Origin of the sequence: Marinobacter sp. UBA2498 (assembly GCF_002341575.1) — a bacterium.
In the GTDB taxonomy this organism is placed as follows: domain Bacteria; phylum Pseudomonadota; class Gammaproteobacteria; order Pseudomonadales; family Oleiphilaceae; genus Marinobacter; species Marinobacter manganoxydans.
Window position 1 is genome coordinate 35545 of sequence record NZ_DDOI01000042.1, and the last position, 1407, is coordinate 36951.

3 protein-coding genes are annotated in these 1407 nt (G+C 57.1%); all 3 read left to right on the forward strand.

Annotated features, from left to right (window positions below):
• Positions 1–590 (forward strand): PhoH family protein (locus B2W52_RS04715; protein ID WP_286801615.1); only part of this gene is annotated, 590 nt, incomplete at its 5' end.
• Positions 559–1059, forward strand: coding sequence for an rRNA maturation RNase YbeY (ybeY, locus tag B2W52_RS04720; protein ID WP_286801617.1), 501 nt, complete (start codon positions 559–561; stop codon positions 1057–1059). The genes B2W52_RS04715 and ybeY, both read left to right, overlap by 32 nt.
• A gap of 55 nt (positions 1060–1114) precedes the next feature.
• Positions 1115–1407, forward strand: a 293-nt coding sequence (locus B2W52_RS04725) for a hypothetical protein (protein WP_414673475.1), incomplete at its 3' end; no start/stop codon positions are given.

Below are 1407 nucleotides of genomic sequence, written 5' to 3' on the forward strand. Positions count from 1 at the left end.
AACACGACATCACATTCGGCGTCGGCCCGGCAGGCACCGGAAAAACCTGGCTGGCCGTGGCGTGCGCAATCGACGCCTTGGAACGCGAATCGGTGCAGCGACTCATTCTTACCCGCCCTGCCGTTGAAGCCGGCGAGCGCCTGGGATTCCTGCCGGGCGATCTGGCCCAGAAAGTCGACCCCTACTTGCGTCCGCTTTATGACGCCTTGTACGACCTGATGGGCTTCGAAAAAGTGCAACGATTGTTTGAAAAGCAAACCATTGAAATTGCCCCGCTGGCCTACATGCGCGGTCGCACCTTGAATCACTCATTCGTGATTCTCGACGAAGCGCAGAACACGACACCGGAACAAATGAAAATGTTCCTGACGCGAATTGGTTTCGGCAGCAAAGCCGTTATCAATGGCGACCCGTCGCAAATCGACCTTCCCAAAGGCCAACCCAGTGGCTTAACGCATGCGCTGGCAGTACTGGAAACCGTTCAAGGCATAGCCAGCACCCGTTTTACCAGCGGCGACGTGGTCCGCCACCCCCTGGTTGCCCGTATTGTCGATGCCTATGAAAAAGCCAGTCTCGAAGCCCGGCCCTGAGCTTAGCCTGTCGGTTCAGTACGCCGCGCCAGCTGAATCATTGCCGCGCTGGCGCCTCAGACGCTGGGTGCAGGCTGCCCTGGCCGCTGCCCCGTACAACCCCGATATTGCGCGCATGAATCTAACGATCCGGCTCGTGAACGCAGACGAAGGCCGCGAGCTGAATCAACAATTTCGCAATCGGGACTATGCAACCAACGTCTTGACCTTTGAGTACGGCGTTCAACCCGACGCCGGCTTGATGGCAGACATTGTGCTTTGCCTGCCCGTTCTTCATCAGGAAGCCCAGGAACAGCATAAAAAGGTGCTTGCACATGCTGCTCACTTAACGATTCATGGCGTTCTGCATGCATTGGGCTACGACCATCAAGACGAATATGAGGCACAAGAGATGGAAACGCTCGAAACCCACATTCTGGCTAAGCTGGGCTTCACGGACCCCTATCGGATTTTGCCCGCGACCCACTGAAACAAACCGCCTTTTTCGGTTATGCTAGACACTCCAGTAACTCGTCCTGCGGACAATGTCAGACTCAACCCCCCCAGACCCGGAACCCAACTCGGCCAAGCCGGCCACCAAATCATTTCTGGCGCGAATCCTGTCTCGCATTCGCCCCGAACCAGAAGACCGCGAAGACATCAAGGCGTTGCTCGAGGCGGCGCACGAGCGCCAGATCATCGATGAAGACTCCTATGCCATGATTTCCGGTGCGCTGGAGGTGGTTAACCTCAGCGCCGGCGACATCATGGTGCCACGCTCCAGAATCGACATGCTGGATATCGGCAAACCCCTGCCGGAGCTGTTGGCGGAAATTAT